The following is a 20840-nucleotide window of genomic DNA, read 5'->3' on the forward strand; positions in this document are numbered from 1 at the left end:
TGCGCGAAACGCAGATTCGTGCAGGTGGCTTGAACACCTGCGCACCACCCCCACATCTCAGCCAGACCCGGCTTCGCCGGACACAGCTACAGAATCATCAGGAGCGTATCCATGGGCAAGATCATTGGTATTGACCTCGGCACCACGAACTCGTGCGTGTCGATCATGGACGGCGGCAAGGCCCGCGTCATCGAAAATTCCGAGGGCGACCGCACCACGCCTTCGATCGTCGCCTACACCAAGGACGGCGAAGTGCTGGTCGGTGCCTCGGCCAAGCGCCAGGCGGTGACCAACCCGAAGAACACCTTCTACGCGGTGAAGCGCCTGATCGGCCGCAAGTTCACCGACGCCGAAGTGCAGAAGGACATCTCGCACGTGCCGTACGGCATTCTTGCCCACGACAACGGCGATGCCTGGGTGCAGACCAGCGATGGCAAGCGTATGGCACCGCAGGAAATCTCTGCGCGCGTGCTGGAAAAGATGAAGAAGACCGCCGAGGACTTCCTGGGCGAAAAGGTCACTGAGGCCGTGATCACGGTGCCGGCTTACTTCAACGACAGCCAGCGTCAGGCCACCAAGGACGCCGGCCGCATCGCCGGTCTGGACGTCAAGCGCATCATCAACGAGCCGACCGCGGCCGCCCTGGCCTATGGCCTGGACAAGAACGGCGGCGACCGCAAGATCGCCGTGTACGACCTGGGCGGCGGTACCTTCGACGTGTCGATCATCGAAATCGCTGAAGTCGATGGCGAGAAGCAGTTCGAAGTGCTGGCCACCAACGGCGACACTTTTCTGGGCGGCGAAGACTTCGACAACCGTGTCATCGAGTACCTGGTCGACGAATTCAACAAGGATCAGGGCATCGACCTGCGCAAGGATCCGTTGGCACTGCAGCGCCTGAAGGACGCCGCAGAGCGCGCCAAGATCGAGCTGTCGACCAGCCAGCAGACCGAAGTGAACCTGCCGTACGTCACCGCCGATGCCTCGGGCCCGAAGCACCTCAACATCAAGCTGACCCGTGCCAAGCTCGAAGCGCTGGTGGAAGACCTGGTCAAGAAGTCGATCGAGCCGTGCCGCACCGCGTTGAACGATGCCGGCCTGCGCGCCAGCGACATCAACGAAGTGATCCTGGTCGGCGGTCAGACCCGCATGCCGAAGGTGCAGCAGGCGGTTGCCGATTTCTTCGGCAAGGAACCGCGCAAGGACGTCAACCCGGACGAAGCCGTGGCCGTGGGCGCTGCGATCCAGGGCGGCGTGCTGGCCGGCGACGTCAAGGACGTGCTGCTGCTGGACGTGACCCCGCTGTCGCTGGGTATCGAAACCATGGGCGGCGTATTCACCAAGATCATCGAAAAGAACACCACCATCCCGACCAAGGCCTCGCAGACCTTCTCCACCGCCGAGGACAACCAGTCGGCCGTGACCGTGCACGTACTGCAGGGTGAGCGCGAGCAGGCCCGCTTCAACAAGTCGCTGGCCAAGTTCGACCTGTCCGGCATCGAGCCGGCGCCGCGCGGCATGCCGCAGGTGGAAGTGTCGTTCGACATCGACGCCAACGGCATCCTGCACGTGTCGGCCAAGGACAAGAAGACCAACAAGGAACAGAAGGTCGAGATCAAGGCCGGTTCGGGTCTGTCGGACGAAGAGATCCAGCGCATGGTCGCCGACGCGGAAGCCAACCGCGAGGAAGACAAGAAGTTCCAGGAACTGGTGCAGGCCCGTAACCAGGCCGATGGCCTGATCCACGCCACCCGTACCGCGATCACCGAGCATGGCAGCAAGGTCGGTGGCGATGTGATCGGCAAGGTGGAAGCGGCGCTATCGGATCTGGAAACCGCCATGAAGAGCGACGACAAGGCGCAGATCGAAGCCCGCAGCAAGACCCTGGAAGAAGCCGGCCAGTCGCTGTACGCAGCCGCCGCCGCGGCAGAGCAGGGCGGCAACGCCGATGCGGCCAGCGGCAACGCGCAGGCCTCCAAGGCCGCCGACGACGTGGTGGACGCCGAGTTCACCGAGGTCAAGGACGACAAGAAGTAAGCCGTGATTTGGGAGTCGGGAGTGGGGATTGGCAGCCGCTAAAGCTGCCGATCCCCATCCCGATATCCTTTACGCGTCGCGTCGCCAAGGCGGACCAGCGCATGCTGTCCGCTTTTGCGTTTCAACGAATCTCAAATCACGAATCCCCAATACCGGCTTATGAGCAAACGCGATTACTACGAAGTGCTGGGCGTTGCCCGTGGCGCCAGCGACGAGGAGCTGAAGAAGGCGTATCGGCGCTGTGCGATGAAGCACCACCCGGACCGCAATCCAGGCGACGCTGCTGCCGAGGCGATGTTCAAGGAGTGCAAGGAAGCCTATGAAGTGTTGTCGGACGGCAACAAGCGCCGCGCCTACGATGCGCATGGCCACGCTGCGTTCGAGCACGGCATGGGCGGTGGTGGCGGTGGGCCGGGTGGCCCGGACATGGGAGATATCTTTGGCGATATCTTCGGCAATATTTTCGGCGGTGGCGCCGCCGGTCCGCGCGCTGCGCGACGTGGCGCCGACGTCGGTTACGTGTTGGAACTGGATCTGGAAGAAGCCGTCGCCGGCATCGAGCGCCGCATCGAGATCCCGACCCTGATCGAGTGCGAGCCCTGCCACGGCAGCGGTTCGGAAGACGGCAAGGTGGAAGTGTGCGGGACCTGCCACGGACGCGGCCAGGTGCGCATCCAGCGCGGCATCTTTGCCATGCAGCAGAGCTGCCCGCATTGCGACGGACGCGGTACGCTGATCCAGAATCCGTGCAAGACCTGCCACGGCGCCGGTCGCGTGGAAGAAGACAAGGTGCTGTCGATCAAGGTGCCTGCCGGCGTGGATACCGGCGACCGCATCCGCCTGGCAGGCGAGGGCGAGGCCGGTCCGGCCGGCACGCCGCCAGGCGATCTGTATGTGGAAGTGCGCGTGCGCGAGCATGCGATCTTCCAGCGCGATGGCGACGACCTGCATTGCGAAGTGCCGATCCGTATCTCGCAGGCGGCGCTCGGCGATACCGTGCGCGTGGCGACCCTGGGCGGTGAGGCGGAGATTCGCATTCCGGCCGAAACCCAGACCGGCAAGCTGTTCCGGTTGCGCGGCAAGGGCGTGCGCTCGGTGCGTAGCCGCACCGAAGGCGATCTGTATTGCCGCGTGGTGGTCGAAACGCCGGTGAATCTGACCGCCGACCAGCGCGAGTTGCTGCAGCAGTTCGAAGCCACGTTCACCGGTGAGGATGCACGCAAGCATTCGCCCAAGTCGGCCACGTTCATCGACGGCGTCAAGGGCTTCTGGGATCGGATGACGTCCTGAGGCCGGGAGTCGGGGGTCGGGATTGGGGAATCGTAAGGGCGGTGTGGCCGGGCCTGCAGGGATGGTGCGCCAGCGTGGCGATTCGGGATTCGCAAATGCGGACGCCCGCTTCCGAATGCCCGGAGAGTTGCACGGCTGAGCGAGGTTCTCCCTATCAATGCCGGCCCCGGGGGCCGGCATTTACGTTTGTGCGGCGGGAGCCCACAGAGGTAAGGGCGATAGCGACTGCTGCCAGCGCATAGACCAGCCTGGCGGCGGTGCGTGCAGCGGCGAGCGGACGGTGGGCGCATCGATCGACGCTGGGCGCGCGGTGGCGCTGGCGTAAAATGCGGCGATGAACAATGCCCCCGACAGTCACCTCGTCCACGGTCGCCGCCAGCGCCCGGATGGTCCTTCGCCGATCGATGTGATCTCGGTGCAATCGCAACTGGTCTATGGCCATGCCGGCAACAGCGCGGCGGTGCCGCCGTTGCGTGCGCTGGGCCTGCGGGTGGCGGAAGTGCCAACCACGCTGCTGAGCAACGCGCCGTTCTACGCCACCTTGCGCGGCCGCATCCTGCCGGCCGACTGGTTGGCTGACCTGTTGCTGGGTGCCACCGAGCGCGGCCTGCCGCAGCGTGCGCGCATGCTGGTCTCCGGCTACTTCGGCAGCCTGGCCAATGGCGAGGCATTCGCCGACTGGCTCGAGCAGACCCTGCCGCAGGCGCCGCAGCTGCGGTATTGCCTGGATCCGGTGATCGGCGACACGCACACCGGCCCGTATGTCGAGCCTGGACTGGAGCGCGTCTTCGCCGAGCGGCTGTTGCCGCATGCCTGGCTGGTGACGCCGAATGCGTTCGAGCTCGGGCGCCTGACCGGTTTGCCGAGTCTGCAGCAGGACGATGCCATCGTCGCCGCGCGCGCACTGCTGGCGCGCGGCCCGCAATGGGTGCTCGCACACAGCGTGGCCGGTGCGGCCGGTGAGCTGGTGACCCTGGCGGTCAGCGACACGGCGGTGTATCGCTGGGCCACGCCGCATCTGCCAGTGGATGTGGCCGGCACCGGCGATGTGCTGATGGCCTTGCTGATCGGTTTGCTGCTGCGCGGGGTGCCGTTCGAGCAGGCGGTGGGGCATGCGCTCGGCGGCGTGCACAGCGCGCTGGAAGCGACCCTGGCTGCAGGCTTCGAAGAGTTCGATGTGCTGGCCGCCGCACCGGCCGCACTCGCGGCCGCACCGCGCTTTGCCGTCGAGCGATTGGCGTGATGGCGCAGCCGGTGGTCGGCATCGTCGGCATCGCCGGCGCCTACGGACGCTGGCTGGCGCAGTTCCTGCGCACGCGCATGCGGCTGGAGGTGATCGGCTTCGATCCGGCCGGTGACGGCGACATCGACGAAGCCACATTGGCGCAGCGAGCGGATGTGTTGATTTTCTCTGCACCGATCCGCCACACCGCCGGCTTGATCGAGCGCTATGTGGATCTTGCCGGCCCGCGTGCCGCGTCGCAGTTGTGGATGGATGTCACCTCGATCAAGCAGGCACCGGTCGCCGCGATGCTTGCCTCGCCGGCCGAGGTCGTCGGCCTGCATCCGATGACCGCACCGCCCAAATCGCCCACCTTGAAAGGGCGGGTGATGGTGGTCTGCCAGGCACGCCTGCAGCACTGGTCCACGTGGGTACAGGCGCTGTGTACCGCGTTGCAGGCCGAGTGCGTGTACGCCACGCCCGAGCACCACGACCGCGTGATGGCGCTGGTGCAGGCAATGGTGCACGCCACCCATCTGGCACAGGCCGGCACCTTGCGCGACTACGCGCCGCTGCTCGGCGAGCTGCGCGCGCTGATGCCGTATCGCTCGGCCTCGTTCGAGCTGGATACCGCGGTGATCGCGCGCATCCTCTCGCTCAATCCGGCGATCTACGAAGACATCCAGTTCGGCAATCCTTATGTCGGCGAGATGCTCGATCGGCTGTTGCTGCAACTGCAGGAATTGCGCGCCCTGGTCGCGCAAGGTGACGATGCGGCGCGCGCGCAGTTTCGCGTCCGGTTCCTGGACGACAACGCGCAGGCGCTGCAGGGCGAATCGCTCGCGGCCGGCAACTACACCTATGAGCGCGTGGGCTACCTGCTGGCCGACCTCACCGAACCGCTGACCCTGAGCGTGTATCTGCCGGAAGACCAGCCCGGGTCGTTGCGTGCCTTGCTGCATGTGTTCGAGCAGCACGGGGTGAACCTGTCGTCGATCCACTCCTCGCGCACGCCGGTGGGCGAGCTGCATTTCCGCATCGGGTTCGAGCCGGGCAGCGATCGCGCCGCGCTGGCGCGGGCAGCCAGCGAAATCGACCGCAGCGGCATCGGGCGGGTGCTGGAGCGTTCCGACCGGAACGGGTAGCAGCAGTGCGGGGCGGCCGTGGGCTTGCCCACTGTCGATGGCCGCATCAGGGTGCAGATGTCAGTCACCGATCACGTGCTGGCCGCATGACACTGCATGCGATGGCCCCATGCGCGACGGTGATTGTCGCTGGGCGCAATGCCGGACAAGGCGCACCGCTTTCATCCACACAGGGTGTGGATGAAACCTGCACAAGCATGTGGATAACTGTGTGCAGCCATTGCGCTGCAACGGCTGCGAACGGGTTGGTCAAAAAATGACCAGTGCCATCTCAGGGCGTCGACAGGCGCAGCTCGCCACCATCGGTGATGAAGCGCTGGCCATGCCGTTGCAGGCGGCGGCCATCGGGCAGTTCGTAGCGTGGCGCCGTGTGCGCTTGCGTGCGTGGTTGAGGCCCGTTGCGGGATTCGAGCTCGTCGCGGAATTCGATGATGACGTAGGACTCGCCATCTGCACCGATTGCGGGAAATTGCCGGAAAGACATACGCATCTCCGAAGGATTTCAGGGTCGCAGTGCGAGCCGCCAGGGACCGCACGCCCGGCGCCGGGCCGGTGCAGGCGAGCATGCGCAGGCAGGTGTTACCCGGGCGTCATTGCGCACTGCGGCACCGCTCGGGAGCCGGCAGGCAGCCTGCTCAACGGCTCAGCTGCAATGCGTCCCGGTCGGCCGTTGCCGCTGCCAGCTCGGCACGCGCCGAGGCAATGCGCGCCTGCGCATCGATCAGGCGCACGCGGGCATCGTTGGCGGTTTCCTCGCGCTGATTGACCAGGAAGAAATCGCCCGACCCCAGTTCGAAGCGGCGGCGTTCGGCCACGGCCAGGCGGTCGGCCAGGCTGCGTTCTTCGTCGGCGATCTTGGCCAGCCGCTCGGCAGCGGTGAGCGAGATGACGATCGATTCGACCTCCACGGTGATCTGGTCGCGCAGGTAGCGGCTGCGCTGATCCAGCGCCTCGATCTCGGCGCGTGCTTCGGCGACCTTGCCCTTGGCGGTGCGGTTTTCCAGCGGCACGCTGAAGCGGAAGCCGATGATCGCATCGGTCGGCGAGCGGTTCGGGCCGCCCACACCGGGCGCCCCCAGGTCCTTGCTGACCTCGAAGGTGACATCCAGGCGTGGTTTGAGATCGTTCTGCGCCAGCATCAGCCGCGCGGTGGCCTGGTCGATCCGGGTCAGCACCGCGCGGTAATCGGGGCGCTCCACCGGTGCGGTGATCCTGCTGGCACCGGCCAGACCTTCCAGCGCCGATGTATCGGCCGGCAGGCGTTCGGTGGAGACGATCAACGGCATGCCGGCATCGTCGCGCAGGTACAGCGACAAGGCATTGGCGGCGTTGGCGAAGTCCTGCTCCGAGCGCACCACCAGGGCGCGCCGGCGGACCAGGTTCTGGTCGTTCTCGGTCAGCAGGATGGTGGGCCGCGCGCCCAGCGTCACCTGCCGCGAAATTGCATTGCGGCGCTGCTCGGCCAGCTGCAGCAGCTCGTTGTACGCGCGCAGCTTCAGGCCGGCCGCGACCCAGCTCTGGTAGGCATCCACCGCGCGGCGTTGCACGCCGATGGCGACCATTTGCGCTTCGTACTGGGCGACATCGATATCGCCACCGGCAACGCTGCGGCGGGTGCGGCGTTCGTCGACCACGCGGTCGCGCAGCAGCGCATACAGCGCGCCGACTTTCACTTCGCCGCCGCGGTCGGTGTAGGACTTGTCTTCGTAGACCGGGAATGCGCCGCGCGAGGAGCGGTAACCGCCGTAGTAATAGCCGCCGTTGTCATCGAAGGGACGCTTGACGGTGCTTTCGATCGTGCTGCCGTCGTAGTAGCCGGCCTCGCGCGAACGGCCGTCGAGATCGAACACGGTATCGAACGCACCATCGGCCGAGATGCCCTTGCCCTCGGCCTGGCGGACCTTGGCCAGCGCTTCGACGATCTGCGGGGAAGAGCGTGCAGAGGAGCGCAGCACTTCGTCCAGCGTCAGCGGGGTGGTCTGGGCGGCGACCACGCCCGGTGCGAGCGCGATCAGCAGGACGACAAGACGGCGGATCATTTCTTGCCGGTCTCGTCGTCTTCGGCCTTGGGCGCCGCCTTGGCCTTGCCCTCATCCTGCGTCGTCGTCGCTGCCGGACGGCGGCCGAACTCCAACGGGAAATTGTTGAGCTGGCGCCACAGTTCGTAGCCCACCTTTACCGTTTCGCCCTGCACCCAGCCGCGCACCTTGCCGCCCTGGCGGGCGAATTCCTGCGCCGGCCAGGCCGGCTTGCCCGGCTGCGGTTCGACCAGGATGCGGAACAGGCCATCGGGCGCGGCATTGGGGTCGATGGCGCGCACGCGGCCATCGAACATGCCGTGCGCCACCGACGGCCAGCCGCTGAACTGGATCGCCGGCCAGCCTTCGAACTCCAGCCGCACCGGGCGGCCGGGGCGGATCAGCGGCACGTCGCGGCCGTCGATATACAGCTCGACCGCGCGCTCCACCCGCTCCGGCGCGATCACCGCCAGCACCGTGCCGGGCGAGACCATCGCACTGCCGCTGGCGGCGTTGAGCTGCTGCACGCGGCCATCGCGCGGTGCACGCACCAGCTGCGCCGACTGACGGTTCAACTGGATGTCGATGCGGGTCAGCTTGGCGCGCGATTCGGCCAGCTTGGCATCGGCCTCGGCGACCTTGATCTGGGTCAGTTCGAAGTCGCGGCGGCCAGCCAGCCCCTCGGCGAGCAATTGCCTGCTGCGCGCCACATCGATGCTGGCAACCGCGCGCGATTGCTGGATCGCGGTGATTTCCGCCTGCACCTGGGCCCGCTCGCTGGCCAGGCGGGCGAGCAGATCCGGGTCCAGATCGCCGACACGCGCGATCGGATCGCCGCGCGAAACATGCTGGCCGTCGTGCACATACCAGCGCTCGACCCGGCCGGGCACGAAGGCGGTGACCTGCTGCTGGCGGTCGCCCGGATCCAGCGCCACCACCTGGCCCTTGCCGCTGGCGGTCTGCACCCACGGCGCCAGCGCCAGGATCGCACTGGCAATGACAATGCCGATCAGCAGCATCCAGGCCAGCGCCTTGGCGATGCTGGGTGGGCGCATCGCCGCCAGGGTGGGGAAGTGCGCGTTGCGATCAGTCGCGTGCTGCATCGTTTGCCTCCTGCGTGGAGGCGATCAGTTCGGCGCGGGTGGCAAAGCGCTGCTGTCGCTCGGGCTGCAGGTGGAACCAGCCATCCAGGGTGATGTCTTCCGGCCGGCCGGTGCACAGCAGCACGGTGGTGCCGGCCGCCTTCAGGCGTCGCAGCACGCCGGCCAGGCGGTCGGCGGGAATCAGGTCGTACAGCTGCGACAGCATCAGCACGCGCGGGCGCACCAGCAGCGCATTGGCCAGCTTCAAGGCCATCACTTCACCGATCCACAGCGGGTAGCCGGAAGCGGCCAGCCGCGTGTCCAGGCCTTGCGGCAGCGCGGCGATGCGGGTGCGCAAGCCCACCGCATCGATCGCTTCCAGCATCGCCTCGGAGTTCACATCGGCCGACGCCAGCGCCAGATATTCGCGGATGGTGACTTCGACAATGGTCGGCCGGTCGAGCACCGTCACTTCCGAGCGCAGCAGATACATGTCGAAGGTGGCCATGTCCGCACCGCCCACCATCACCAGCCCGCGATCAGGGACCACATGGCGCTTGAGGATCATCGCCAGCAGCCGCTCCGCGCCGCCATCGGCGATCGTCACCAGCTGCTCGCCGGCAGCCAGCGAAAAATCGAAACGCGCGCCGTCGATCACCACCCCGTCCAGGCGCACCGCGCTGTTGCCGGGCGTCTTGCCGGGTGCCACGACCGCGCGTTCCTGCGGGATGGCGAACAGCAGCGACAGTTCCTCGGAGCTGGCCACCAGGTCGTAGAACGCGTCCAGGTACGCACCGAGTTGCGAGATGCCGTAGAAGACCGCGCTGAGGATCAGCTCGGCTGCCACCAGCTGACCGATCGACAGCTCGCCCCGCAGGATCAGGTTGCCGCCCAGCGCCAGCAGCGCCGCGCTGGCGATCGCGTAGACCAGCAGGAACGCGACCGTCTGGGTGAAGCTGTAACGGAAGTGGCGCCGATGCCGGTCGACATAGGCGGCGGTGACGGACTCGGAGCGGTCCATCGCAAAGTTGAGGTGGCGGCTGGATTTATAGAAACCGTTGGAGCCGCCAACACTTTCCAGCCAGCGCGCAGCCTCGTGCTTGGCATGGCTCAGGTCGACCGCGGTGCGGATCGACCCGCGCGACCAGATCATCCAGATGCCGAAGATGACCAGCAGCAGCAAGGCATTGAAGCCCAGGAAGAAGGGATGATAGAAGCTGGTGAGTATCAGTCCGACCGCCGATTGCAGCACGATGGTGAAGGCGCCGATGGCCAGGCTCGGCACCGCCTTCTGCACCACCACCAGATCGAAGTAGCGGTTGAACATGTCGCCGCGGTTCTGATCGGCGAAGAACGGATTCTGCGCATGCACCGCGCGCACGGTGATTTCCGACACCACGCGTGCGAACAGCCGGCGCTCGAACAGCGCCATGACCCACACCCGCATCGCACTCAGGCCGGCGACCAGCAGCAACAGGCCCAGCAGCAGGCTCGACAGGGTCCACAGCGGCGCCGGCAGCGCGGTATTGGTCACGCTGTTGATCAGCAACTGCACCGAGATCGGCGTGGCCAGCGACAGCAGGCTGATCGCGACTCCGTACACCATGGCCAGGCGCACATAGGGCATGTCCGGCCCGACGATTTCCGCCAGCCAGGCTCCCGCTTCTCGCCATCCGATCTGCTTGCCCGCCATTCGATTTCCGTTGATGAGTTCAATGAAGCATTGACGAGTTGCAGCTGGCGAACAAGGCCGCAGCACTTATTCGACGCATAGGATTTTCCTATGCGGCCACCGCACGCAGAAGATTGGCGATCAGGCCGAAGGCCGGCGCGCGTCCTGCGCCCTGCCGCCACAACAGCCCGATCTCCCTATAGTAGCGTCCGCCTTTGATCGGCCGGACCACGACATCGTCGCCCTCGCGGATTTCCTGGCGCACATACAGGTCTGGCAGCAGTGCAAGACCCATGCCCATCCCGGCCATCTGGCGGATCGCATCCAGGCTGGTGCCTTCGTAATCGCGCAGCACATTGGCGCCGACGTCCATGGCGATCGCCGCAACCTGTTCGGCCAGGCGGTACTCGGGCATCAAGGTGAGCAGGTTGGCGCCGCGCAGATCGGCCGGCGTGATGCAGGTCTTGGCCCGCAAGGGGTGATCGGCGGCCATGGTCACGTGCAGCGGTTCGCGGAACAGCCGCTCGCTATGCAGGCCGCGCCCGGCCACCGGCAATTGCGCCAGGATCAGGTCGTGCACGCCGCTGGCCAGGCCGCTGGCGAGCGCGGTCGGCAGGCCTTCGCGCACGTGCACGCGCAGCGCCGGGTGTTCGCGGTGCAGGCGCGCGACCAGGCTCGGCATGAGATAGGCGCCCAGCGTGGGCGATACGCCCAGCCGGATGGTGCCGATCAAGGTGTCGGCCGAGGTGGCGCGGACGTCTTCCAGATCGGCGACGTCCAGCAGGATGCTGCGCGCGCGATCAAGCAGGTCGCGCCCCAACGGGGTCAGGATGGCCGGCACGCCGCGTTCGAACAGCGCGGCGCCGACGATGGTTTCCAGCGCACGGATCTGTTGCGACAGCGAGGGTTGCGACACGCCCATCTGCTCTGCGGCGCGGGTGAAGCTGCCGGTGTCGGCGAGCGCGACGAAATAACTGAGCTGGCGAATGGTGGTTCTGGGGCGGGGCATGCGTGACGTCGTCAGGTGGGGCGCGTGGGGGCGCAGGATCGGCCCGGGCCGCTGCCGCGGACACGCCGGTATGACAGCACACGCCGGTGTCACCCAGGCGTCATTGATCGATGAACTGCAGCCGCGCCAGCTCCGCGTACAGGCCGCCTTCGGCGATCAACTGCGCATGCGTGCCCTGCGCGACGATGCGGCCGGCATCCATCACCACGATGCGGTCGGCCTTGAGCACGGTGGCCAGGCGATGGGCGATGACCAGCGTGGTGCGGCCTTCCATCAACCGGTCCAGCGCCTGCTGCACGGCGCGTTCGCTCTGCGCATCCAGCGCGCTGGTGGCCTCGTCCAGCAGCAGGATCGGCGCGTCCTTGAGCAAGGCGCGCGCGATCGCCACCCGTTGCTGCTGGCCGCCGGACAGGCGCGTGCCGCGTTCGCCGAGTTCGCTGGCGTAGCCCTGCGGCAGGGCGCGGATGAAACTGTCGGCCTCGGCGGCCGCGGCGGCGGCTTGCACCTCTGCATCGCTGGCGTCCAGACGCCCATAGCGGATGTTGTCGGCGGCGCTGGCGGCAAACAGCGTGGGCTGCTGCGGCACCAGGGCGATGCGTTCGCGCAGCAGTACCGGGTCGGTATCGCGCAGGTCCACCTCGTCGATACGCAGCCTGCCGCTGACCGGGTCGTGGAAGCGCAGCAACATCGCCAGCACCGTGCTCTTGCCGGCCCCGGAGGGCCCGACCAGCGCCACGGTTTCGCCCGGATGGACATGCAGGTCGAAGCCATCCAGCGCCGGCGCATCGGGGCGCTGCGGATAATGGAACACCACCTGATCGAAATGGATCGCGCCGCGCAGCGGCTGCGGCAAGGGCTGCGGCGTGGCTGGCGCGACGATCGCCGGCTGCTCGTCGAGCAGTTCGCCGACCCGGCCCATGCCGCCGGCCGCGCGCTGCAACTCGTTCCAGACCTCGGCCAAGGCACCGACCGAGCCGCCGCCGATCAGCGCGTACAACACGAACTGTCCCAGCGTGCCGGGGGTCATGCGTCCGGCGATCACATCGTGCGCGCCCAGCCACAGCACACCGACGATGGCGCCGAAGATCAGCATGATCGCCACCGCTGTCACGGTGGCCTGGGTGCGGATGCGCAGCCGTGCGGTATCGATCGCGGCGAACAGGGCCTGGCTGAACCGCTGGCTCTCGTAGCGCTCGCGCGCATGCGCCTGCACGGTGCGCACCGCGCCCAGCGTTTCGGCCGCCAGCGTGTTGGCATCGGCAACGCGGTCCTGGCTGGCGCGCGAGATCTTCTGCAGGCGGCGTGCGCCCAGCACGATCGGCAGCACCGCCAGCGGAATGCCGATCAGGGTGAAGCCGGCCAGCCGCGGGCTGGTGACGAACAACATCACCATGCTGCCGATCACCGTCACCGAGCTGCGCAACGCCACCGACATGGTGGTGCCGATCACGCCGCGCAGCAGCTCGCTGTCGGCTGACAGGCGCGACACCAGCTCGCCACTGCGGCTGCGATCATGGAAGCCGGCGTCCAGCCCGATCAGATGCGCATACAGGCGGCCGCGCAAATCGGCCACCACTTTTTCGCCCAGCAACGCGACGAAATAAAACCGCGCGGCCGTTGCCACCGCCAGCACCACCGCCACCGCGAACAGCAGCGCGAAGGCATGGTTGATCTGCGAGCCGCCGGAGAAACCATGGTCGATCATCTGCTTGACCGCCGCCGGCAGGCTCAACGTGGCGGCCGAGGAAATGGCCAGTGCGATCAGCCAGGCGGCGAACAGGCCACGCTGGCGCTGCACGAACGGCCACAAGGTGCGCAGGCTGCCAAGCTTCCGCAACGGGTTGGGCCTGGCGACGGCTGGCTGGTTCATGCGGCTTCCGGTGATGAGAGATGGACACGGTTGCGAGTGGCGTCGCACAGGCGCGTTTTCAAGCCGGCCAGTTGATCGGCAGGCAGTTGCACGCGCAGTGCCGCGCCCTGCGCGTCGAAGCGCTCGTCCAGCTTGTCGGCGTGGAAGGCGCTCAGTGCAGCATGCACCAGGCCCAGGTCGTCGAACTGACATTGCAGGTCGAGCAGCGACAACGCAATCAATGGCTGTCGCGCCGCCAGTCGCAGGCATTCGGCCGCGGCGCCGCCGTAGGCACGCACCAGCCCACCGGCACCGAGCTTGATGCCGCCATACCAACGCGTGACCACCACCACCACGCGGTCATAGCCCTGGCCATCGATGGCCGCAAGAATCGGCCGCCCGGCAGTGCCGCTGGGCTCGCCATCGTCGCTGGAACGGTAGTCCTGCCCGTATCGATAGGCCCAGCAATTGTGGGTGGCATCGGCAACGGACACGCGCTGCACGATCTCCAGCGCCTGCGCGGGAGAGTCCAGTGCCGCAGCGTTGGCCAGAAAGCGACTGTGCTTGATGTCCAGGCTGTGGTGCGCGTCAGCGGCGAGGGTATCGAGCATCGTCGCCATTCTATGCGAGCCGGTCGCGCCGGACGCCGCAGCCATCGTGACTGCCGTTGCAAGCTTGCAGATCGGCAGGGGATGCGTTGCGGCGTTGCGCCGACGGGTAGATGCGCAATGGGTGCGCGCAGGCCCTGGGGCCATTACACGCAGGCCGTGTGGCTGCTCCGTCGACTTGGCGAGCAACGTGACGCGCGGTTCGGGCCGGGGCAGGTGCCGCCGGGTGCGGCATCGCGCCGGAGCGATGGCCGTATACGTGAGAGATGTCCGAGGTGCGTCGCTGCACTTCCACGCAGCTGACGTATGACTACAGCGCCGCTGCGTGCCTACTGAGGCGCATGCCTGACGCCGGGCCTGGCCTGCGATGGGGCAGGGAGCGTGCGTCGCCCCGCATCACACCAGGGTGGAGCGGCGCTTCTCGTCGATCCACTTGGACGCCTGCGCCGGCGTGTAGTGCTGCATCCACTCCAGCATCTGTTCGATATCGGCGCCGTACCACAGGTCGCTACGCTGGTCCGGATGCAGGAAGCGCTCTTCCACCATGCGATCAATCATGCCGATCAGCGGTGCGTAAAACCCTTCGATATCCAGAAACGCACAGGGCTTGTTGCCGATGCCGAGCTGGCGCCAGGTCAGCATCTCGAAGATCTCTTCCATGGTGCCGAAGCCGCCGGGCAGGGCGACGAAGGCATCGGACAGCTCGAACATGCGCATCTTGCGCTCATGCATGGAGCCGACGATTTCCAGCGTGGTCAGCCCACGGTGCGCCACCTCCCAATCGGCCAGCTGCTGCGGAATCACCCCGGTGACTTCGCCACCAGCCGCCAGCACCGCATTGGCCACGGTGCCCATCAGCCCGACATTGCCGCCGCCATACACCAGCCGCAGGCCCTGCTCGGCGATGCGCTGGCCCAGCGCAGTGGCGCGCTCGGCATAGGCGGGTTTGTTGCCGGCATTGGAACCGCAGTAGACGCAGATGCTTTTCATGGGATTCGGGAATCGGGAGTTGGGAATAGGGAATGGGTCAAAGCAAACACAGCAGCCAGAACGCATGACGCCGGACCTAGGTCCGGCGTCAGCATGAAGAGAGAGGTGAAGGGAACGCTCTTACGATTCCCGATTCCCCACTCCCGATTCCCGGCTTAGTTGGCCTTATGAATCGCGCGCTTGCTCACCGCCATCGCGGCGTCGTGGATTGCTTCGGACAGCGTCGGATGCGCGTGGCAGATGCGTGCCAGATCGTCGGCCGAGCCGTTGAACTCCATCGTCAGCACGCCTTCGTGGACCAGCTCGGACACGCCCACGCCGACCAGATGCATGCCCAGCACGCGATCGGTTTCGGCATCGGCGATGACCTTGACGAAGCCGGCCGGCTCGCCCATGGCTACGGCACGGCCGATCGCCGCGAACGGGAAGCTGCCGGCCTTGTAGGCGACACCTTCGGCCTGCAACTGCTGCTCGGTCTTGCCGACCCAGGCAATCTCCGGCTCGGTGTAGATAACCCACGGAATGGTGTCGAAGTTGACGTGGCCAGGCAGGCCGGCGATCAGCTCGGCAACCGCGATGCCTTCCTCGAAGCCCTTGTGCGCTAGCATCGGGCCACGCACGCAGTCACCGATCGCCCACACGCCATCGACGCCGGTGTGACAATGTCCGTCCACCTCGATCTGGCCGCGCTCGTTGAGCTTGACGCCGGTGCCTTCAGCCAGCAGGTTCTTGGTCGCGGCCTTGCGGCCCACGGCCACCAGCAACTTGTCCACGGTCAGGGTCTGCTCGCCGGCGGCGTCGGTGTAGCTGACCACCACCTGCTTGGCATCGCCGCTGCCGGTGATCTCGGTCTTGCTGACCTTGGCGCCGAGCTTGATGTCCAGGCCCTGCTTCTTGAATTCCTTCAGCGCGGTCTTGGCCACTTCGGCATCGGCCAGCGCCAGGAAATCCGGCAGCGCTTCGAGGATGGTGACCTCGGCGCCCAGGCGCTTCCACACGCTGCCCAGCTCCAGGCCGATCACGCCGGCGCCGATCACCGCCAGACGCTTGGGAACGGCGGTGAAATCCAGGCCGCCGACGTTGTCGACGATGGTGTCGCCTTCAAACTTGGCGAACGGCAGCTCGATTGACTCCGAGCCCGGCGCCAGGATCACGTTGGTGCCCTTGAGCTCGATCTCGCCGCCTTCGTGCTGGGCGACCTTGACGATGTTGCCCGGCAGCAGCTGGCCGAAGCCGTAGTACGGGGTGATCTTGTTCGCCTTGAACAGCATCGCGATGCCGCCGGTGAACTGCTTCACGATCTTGTCCTTGCGGCCGATCATGGTGGGCACGTCCATCTTGGCGTCGTTGAAGCTGATGCCGTGGTCGCCGAACAGGTGGCCCATGTTCCAGAACTGGCGCGAGGAATCCAGCAGCGCCTTGGACGGAATGCAGCCCACGCGCAGGCAGGTACCGCCCAGCGCCGGCTTGCCATCCTTACCGATAGCCGCGTCGATGCAGGCGACCTTCATACCCAGCTGGGCCGCGCGAATCGCAGCGTGATAACCGGCCGGACCGGCACCGATGACGACGACGTCGAATTGTTCTTGTTCGCTCATTCTTCGCTCACGAGATTGGGAATTGGGGATTGGGGATTCGTAAAAGCGGGATGCTCGGGAGGGGGCGGCTCTCGCCAATCCCCAATCCCGAATCCCCAATCCCGGCTTTCATCACAGACCGAACAACATCCGGCCCGGGTTTTCCAGCTGATTCTTGATGTCGACAAGGAACTGCACCGAGTCCTTGCCGTCGATGATGCGGTGGTCGTAGGACAGCGCCAGATACATCATCGGAGCGATCACGACCTGGCCGTTCTCGGCGATCGGGCGTTCCTTGATCGCATGCATGCCCAGGATGGCGCTCTGCGGCGGGTTGATGATCGGGGTCGACAGCAGCGAGCCGAAGGTGCCGCCGTTGGTGATGGTAAAGGTGCCACCCTGCAGATCGTCCAGTCCCAGCTTGCCGGCGCGCGCCTTGGCGGCGTAGTCGGCAATGCCCTGTTCGACGTCGGCGAACGACTGGCGCTCGACGTTACGCAGCACCGGCGTGACCAGGCCCTTCTCGGTCGACACCGCGATCGAGATGTCGCTGTAGCCGTGATAGATGATGTCGTCGCCGTCGATGGAGGCGTTGACCAGCGGGAAGCGCTGCAGGGCGTTGGCAGCGGCCTTCACGAAGAAGCTCATGAAGCCCAGCTTGATGCCGTGCGCCTTCTGGAACTCGTCCTGCAGCTCCTTGCGTGCGGCCGAGACCTTGGCGAGGTTGACCTCGTTGAAGGTGGTCAGCATCGCGGTGGAGTTCTTGGACTCCATCAGGCGCTTGGCGATGGTCTTGCGCACGCGGGTCATCGGCACGCGCTCTTCCGGACGGGCGCCGGACGCCTTGCCCACGCCGCCGGCCTTGGCGAAGTTGACGATGTCTTCCTTGGTCACCGCGCCACGACGGCCGGTACCTTCGATCTGGGCCGGATCCACGCCCTGGGTGATCGCGGAAAAACGCGCACCCGGCGGCAGCGCATCGGCAGCGGACTTGGACGCAGCGGCCGGCGCAGCGGCAGCAGCCGGGGCCGGTGCGGCGGCCGGGGCAGCAGCGGCAGGCGCCGGTGCCTCGGCCTTCTTCTCGTCGGCCGGTGCGGCCGCAGCCACGGCGCCTTCTTCGATGATCGCCAGGATCTGGTTGCTGGTGACGGTGCTGCCGGCTTCGAACTTGATTTCCTTCAGCACGCCGTCGACCGGCGAAGGAACTTCCAACACGACCTTGTCGGTTTCCAGGTCGACCAGATTCTCGTCGCGCTTGACCGCTTCACCGGCCTTCTTGTGCCAGCTGGCGATGGTGGCGTCGGAAACGGATTCGGGCAGTACCGGAACTTTGACTTCGGTGGCCATTCGGGGAGCGTCCTAGGGTTTTCGTTCTTTGGGGAAGAGGAGTTATTCAGCGACTTGGTCGTTGAACGGATTGAGGAGCGCATCGGCGACCAGCTTCTGCTGTTCGACGATGTGGTCGGCCATATGGCCGGCGGCAGGCGAGGGCGAACGGGCACGGCCGGCGTAATGCAGGCTCTGGCCGCTGGCCAGGCAGAAGTTCAGATGGTGGCGGATCTGATACCACGCACCCTGGTTCTGCGGTTCTTCCTGGCACCACACCACGTCGGTGGCGTTGGCATAGGCCTTGAGCTCGGCGGCCAGTTGCGCACGCGGGAACGGATACAGCTGCTCCACGCGCAGGATGGCGACGTCGTCCTGGCCACGCTTGGTCTGGTCTTCGAGCAGGTCGTAATAAACCTTGCCCGAGCACAGCACCACGCGCTTGACCTTGCCGGCATCGGCCTTGGCGTCGGGAATCAGATGCTGGAACTCGCCCTCGGCCAGTTCTTCCAGGCTCGATACCGCCAGCTTGTGGCGCAGCAACGACTTGGGCGTCATCACCACCAGCGGCTTGCGGGTGGTCATGCGCATCTGGCGGCGGATCATGTGGAAGCACTGCGCCGGCGTGGTCGGTACGCAGACCAGCATGTTCTCCAGCGCGCACAACTGCAGAAAGCGCTCCAGACGCGCGGAGCTGTGCTCCGGGCCCTGGCCTTCATAGCCGTGCGGCAGGAACAGCGACAGGCCCGCGATGCGGCCCCACTTGGCTTCGCCAGCGGCGATGAACTGGTCGATCACCACCTGCGCGCCGTTGGCGAAGTCGCCGAACTGCGCTTCCCAGATGCACAGCGCATTCGGGTCGGTGGTGGAGTAGCCGTATTCGAAGCCCATCACCGCTTCTTCGCTGAGCAGCGAGTCGATGATGGTGGCATCTTCGGGGTTCTGCACCAGCTGGCGCAGCGGCAGGTGATAGCTGTCGGTCTTCTGGTCATGCAGGATCGCGTGACGGTGGAAGAACGTGCCGCGACCGGCGTCCTGGCCGACCAGGCGCAGCTTGTGGCCTTCGGCCAGCAAGGTGGCATAGGCCAGGTTTTCGGCAAAGCCCCAGTCGCCGGCCTGCTCACCAGCGGCCATCTTGACGCGGTCGTCGTAGATCTTGCCGACGCGCGCATGCAGCTCGACGCCTTCCGGAATCGTGGTGATCAGCTTGGCCAGACGGTCCAGCTGCTCGCGCTTGACGCGGGTGTCGACCGGATCGGCAGCGGTGCCGACCAGATACTTGGACCAGTCGATGGCGAATTCGTCCGGCTTGCGCGTCGCCAGTTCGGTGGTGTACTCGCCCGAATCGAGCTTGTTGCGATAACCGTCGACTAGCGCCTTGGCCTCGTCGGCGCTCAGCACGCCGTCGCTTTCCAGCTTGGCGGCGTACAGCTCGCGGGTGGTCTTGTGCTTGCGGATGGTCTGGTACATCACCGGCTGGGTCGCTGCCGGTTCGTCGGCCTCGTTATGGCCCCAGCGGCGGTAGCAGACCAGGTCGATGACCACGTCCTTCTTGAACTGCTGGCGGAATTCGTAGGCCAGCTTGGACACGAACATCACCGCATCCGGGTCGTCGCCGTTCACGTGGAAGACCGGCGCGCCGATCATCTTGGCCACGTCGGTGCAGTACAGCGTGGAGCGGGCGTCGTCGCGGGCGCTAGTGGTGAAGCCGATCTGGTTGTTGACCACGATGTGCACGGTGCCGCCGACGGCGAAACCGCGCGCCTGCGACATCTGGAACAGTTCCATCACCACGCCCTGGCCGGCGAATGCGGCATCGCCGTGGATCAGGATCGGCAGTACGGTCTTGCGCTCGGCATCGCCGAAGCGTTCCTGACGCGAACGCACGCTGCCGACCACGACCGGGTCGACGATTTCCAGGTGCGAGGGGTTGAAGGCCAGCGCCAGATGCACCTGCTTGTCGCCACCGACCGCGATGTCGGCCGAGAAGCCCATGTGGTACTTGACGTCGCCGGTGTGGGCGCGGTCGTCGTGGGCGTGCTCGAACTTGCCTTCGAACTCGTCGAACAGCTTGCGCGGGTTCTTGCCCAGCGTATTGACCAGCACGTTGAGGCGGCCGCGGTGGGCCATGCCGATCACGATGTCCTTGACCTGATCGTTGCCGGACTGGCGAATGATCTCGTCCATCATCGGGATCAGCGCGTCGCCGCCTTCCAGCGAGAAGCGCTTCTGGCCGACGTACTTGGTGTGCAGGTAGCGCTCCAGGCCTTCGGCAGCGGTGAGCCGCTCCAGCGTGCGCTTGCGGCTGGCCGCGTCGCCGGCGATCTTGCCGCCGGCATCTTCCAGGCGCTTGTAGATCCACTGGCGCTGGTCGAATTCCTGGATGTGCATGAACTCTGCGCCGATGGTGCTGGCGTAGGTCGCCTTCAAGCGGGCCAGCAGATCCTTCAGCTTCATGCGCGGCTGGCCGCCGACGCCGCCGGTGCTGAACTCGCTGTCCATATCGGCCTGCGACAGGCTGTGGAACGGCAGGTCCAGATCGGGCGGGTTGACCGGCGGGGTCAGGCCGAGCGGATCGAGCTGCGCGCCGAGGTGGCCACGCGCACGGTAGGCGGTGATCAGGCGGCCGACGTTGCGCTCGCGCTCGTCACTGGCCGCGGCGCCAGTGCCGGCGTTGGCAGCCTGCTTGGAGGCGGTGAGGATGTGGGCAATGGCCGCCGAGTGCGGTACATCACCGGCATCGCGACCCTTGAAGCCATCGAAATAGCTCTTCCACTTCGGGTCAACACTGTCCGGGGCGACGAGGTACTGCTCGTACAGATCCTCGATATAGGCGGCGTTGCCGCCGGCGAGCTGCGATGACTGTGCGAACTGCTTTAGGAGATTATCCACGATGGTAAGTCGGGTCTGCTGTGGGGATGATTGTGCGGAAGCGCCGGGGCGAGATGCCCTGTCGGTCGGTCTCAAATCTCGAAAAATTATACCCCCTTGCGCTAGTGAGGGGGCGTCTGCCAG

At 66.2% G+C, this 20840-nt stretch carries 15 protein-coding genes; 4 read left to right on the forward strand and 11 right to left on the reverse strand.

The genetic code is table 11. The features are described 5' to 3' along the window. The first annotated feature begins 111 nt into the window (after positions 1–111). The 4 genes from dnaK to AC1PLA_RS08185 all read left to right on the forward strand — a co-directional run bounded on the left by dnaK (position 112) and on the right by AC1PLA_RS08185 (position 5694). The gene (dnaK, locus tag AC1PLA_RS08170) at positions 112–2037 is read left to right on the forward strand and encodes a molecular chaperone DnaK (RefSeq protein ID WP_016901561.1); all 1926 of its coding nucleotides are present in this window, start codon (positions 112–114) and stop codon (positions 2035–2037) included. A gap of 159 nt (positions 2038–2196) precedes the next feature. Then, positions 2197–3327: a molecular chaperone DnaJ gene (gene dnaJ, locus AC1PLA_RS08175; RefSeq protein WP_039511676.1), complete on the forward strand. Its 1131-nt coding sequence runs from the start codon at positions 2197–2199 to the stop codon at positions 3325–3327. Between the two features lie 334 nt (positions 3328–3661). After that, positions 3662–4570 carry a pyridoxal kinase gene (pdxY, locus tag AC1PLA_RS08180; protein WP_481105956.1) on the forward strand — a complete coding sequence of 303 codons (909 nt, stop codon included), beginning with the start codon at positions 3662–3664 and terminating at the stop codon, positions 4568–4570. Then, the gene (locus AC1PLA_RS08185; RefSeq protein ID WP_481105957.1) at positions 4567–5694 is read left to right on the forward strand and encodes a prephenate dehydrogenase; all 1128 of its coding nucleotides are present in this window, start codon (positions 4567–4569) and stop codon (positions 5692–5694) included. The genes pdxY and AC1PLA_RS08185 overlap by 4 nt, the downstream gene beginning before the upstream one ends. A 271-nt stretch (positions 5695–5965) precedes the next feature. On the opposite strand, the gene AC1PLA_RS08190 is transcribed toward AC1PLA_RS08185, so the two are convergent. The 11 genes from AC1PLA_RS08190 to AC1PLA_RS08240 form a co-directional block, all read right to left on the reverse strand. After that, on the reverse strand, positions 5966–6178 hold the full coding sequence (locus AC1PLA_RS08190) for a hypothetical protein (RefSeq protein ID WP_016901556.1): 213 nt from the start codon (positions 6176–6178) through the stop codon (positions 5966–5968). Positions 6179–6329: 151 nt separating this feature from the next. Continuing rightward, positions 6330–7733 (reverse strand): TolC family protein, encoded by a 1404-nt coding sequence (locus tag AC1PLA_RS08195; protein WP_115510827.1) that lies wholly within the window; start codon positions 7731–7733, stop codon positions 6330–6332. Continuing rightward, positions 7730–8815: an HlyD family secretion protein gene (locus AC1PLA_RS08200; protein ID WP_024939322.1), complete on the reverse strand. Its 1086-nt coding sequence runs from the start codon at positions 8813–8815 to the stop codon at positions 7730–7732. The genes AC1PLA_RS08195 and AC1PLA_RS08200 overlap by 4 nt, the downstream gene beginning before the upstream one ends. Then, positions 8799–10487, reverse strand: a complete 1689-nt coding sequence (locus tag AC1PLA_RS08205; protein ID WP_481105958.1) for an ATP-binding cassette domain-containing protein — start codon at positions 10485–10487, stop codon at positions 8799–8801. Before AC1PLA_RS08205 ends, AC1PLA_RS08200 begins: the two co-directional genes overlap by 17 nt. Before the next feature lie 88 nt (positions 10488–10575). Continuing rightward, positions 10576–11475 carry a hydrogen peroxide-inducible genes activator gene (locus AC1PLA_RS08210; protein ID WP_481076450.1) on the reverse strand — a complete coding sequence of 300 codons (900 nt, stop codon included), beginning with the start codon at positions 11473–11475 and terminating at the stop codon, positions 10576–10578. 100 nt (positions 11476–11575) lie between these two features. Then, on the reverse strand, positions 11576–13345 hold the full coding sequence (locus AC1PLA_RS08215) for an ABC transporter transmembrane domain-containing protein (protein WP_481105959.1): 1770 nt from the start codon (positions 13343–13345) through the stop codon (positions 11576–11578). Next, the gene (locus tag AC1PLA_RS08220; RefSeq protein WP_166768210.1) at positions 13342–13944 is read right to left on the reverse strand and encodes an IMPACT family protein; all 603 of its coding nucleotides are present in this window, start codon (positions 13942–13944) and stop codon (positions 13342–13344) included. The genes AC1PLA_RS08215 and AC1PLA_RS08220 overlap by 4 nt, the downstream gene beginning before the upstream one ends. 384 nt (positions 13945–14328) lie before the next feature. Then, positions 14329–14922, reverse strand: a complete 594-nt coding sequence (locus AC1PLA_RS08225) for an LOG family protein (RefSeq protein WP_016901548.1) — start codon at positions 14920–14922, stop codon at positions 14329–14331. 155 nt (positions 14923–15077) lie between these two features. Further along, entirely contained in the window at positions 15078–16520 is a 1443-nt protein-coding gene (lpdA, locus tag AC1PLA_RS08230) for a dihydrolipoyl dehydrogenase (RefSeq protein ID WP_481105960.1), read from the reverse strand. A gap of 111 nt (positions 16521–16631) precedes the next feature. Further along, positions 16632–17846 carry a dihydrolipoyllysine-residue succinyltransferase gene (sucB, locus tag AC1PLA_RS08235; protein WP_481105961.1) on the reverse strand — a complete coding sequence of 405 codons (1215 nt, stop codon included), beginning with the start codon at positions 17844–17846 and terminating at the stop codon, positions 16632–16634. A 42-nt stretch (positions 17847–17888) separates the two neighbouring features. Beyond that, on the reverse strand, positions 17889–20717 hold the full coding sequence (locus AC1PLA_RS08240) for a 2-oxoglutarate dehydrogenase E1 component (protein ID WP_047125629.1): 2829 nt from the start codon (positions 20715–20717) through the stop codon (positions 17889–17891). Positions 20718–20840: the final 123 nt, after the last annotated feature.

The organism is Xanthomonas sp. NCPPB 1826 (assembly GCF_056725285.1).